Annotated in this window: 1 protein-coding gene; it reads left to right on the forward strand. The window is 55.9% G+C overall.

The annotated features are described in order from the left end of the window. Positions 1-1176: MutS-related protein (locus AC2VLY_RS02670; RefSeq protein WP_486891811.1), on the forward strand; the 1176-nt coding region annotated here is incomplete at its 5' end. Between the last annotated feature and the right edge of the window lie 160 nt (positions 1177-1336).

A 1336-nucleotide genomic window follows, 5' to 3' on the forward strand; every position in this document is an offset into this window, starting at 1 on the left:
GCCGCCGATCTCCTTCCTAAAATTGACGCCGTGTTAATGCCCAACGGCAGCGTTCGTGAAGATGGTAATGCCGCGCTGCGAAAATTACATGCCGAACTCAAGAGCGAACGCGATCAGATTCAGAAGTCCATGCAGTCACACCTGGGCGCTCCGGGTGCCAAATTGCACTGGTCCGGGCAGCGTGCCTGCGTGCATCTGCCCGATGGCGCTACGGATCAGATTCGCGGCGTGCGGCGGGGCACTGGTCCGGGCGGCCATGGTTATCTGGTAGAGCCTATGGAACTGGTGGCCAGCAATAATCGGCTGGAGAAAATCGCTGGTAGTATCGAGCAGGAAAATCAGGCCATTCTGCGTGCGCTCAGTGATGAAGGCAGGGAACGGCTCAGTGGCCTGCAGCACTTGGTGGAATCTCTGACCTGGCTGGATCTGGCCATTGCCGGTGCGCAATTATCCATTCATTTACAGGCCAAGGCGGCAGAAATGGTGGATGAACCGGTATTGATTCTGGAAGAGGCCTATCACCCGCAACTAATCCTGGCCTACGCTGAAAAACGCGGCCCGCAACCCAAGCCGCTGACAGTACATATAAATGCCGATTGCCCGATTCTGGTGGTGACAGGGCCCAATACGGGGGGGAAAAGTGTTTCCCTGAAAACCGTGGGACTGCTGACAGTAATGGCCCATTGTGGTCTGCATGTTCCGGTGGCGGGGCGGGCTGTGGTCGGTAACTTCACCCGGATTTTTGTCGATATGGGCGATCCGCAAAGTGTGGCTTTTCAGCTTTCCACCTATTCCGGGCATGTGGAAGTGCTCAAACGTCTTCTTGCCGATGCCGATGATCATACCCTGATTTTACTGGATGAATTGGGTACTGGTACCGACCCGGAAGAGGGCGCCGCCCTGGCCATGGCGGTACTGGACCACCTGGCCGAGCGGGGGGTGCGCGGCATGGTGACGACCCATTTGACCCCGCTCAAATCCTTTGCTGAAAGCCATGCCTGTCTGCGTAATGCTTCCATGCGTTTTGATCATGAACGGCTGGAGCCTACCTACGAGCTGGAGATTGGTGTGCCTGGCCGTTCGCTGGGACTGGTGATTGCCGCCAAACGCGGCCTGCCGGAAAACCTGGTCGCCAAGGCCCGCGATTACATGGAAAATTTACATAAGCATTACTAATGGCGGGCTATAGATGGCGGGCAAAGTACGCCAAGGCATTTTTATTTGACCTGCATGGGAAAACTGTCTAGTTTTTTGCGCTGATACTTTATTCCCTGAGGAGTACGACGATGACGTCCCCGACCACCACCCATGAGCGCCTGAGCCCAAAAACTGAATC

It is taken from the genome of Acidithiobacillus sp. TH-A36 (assembly GCF_057473445.1).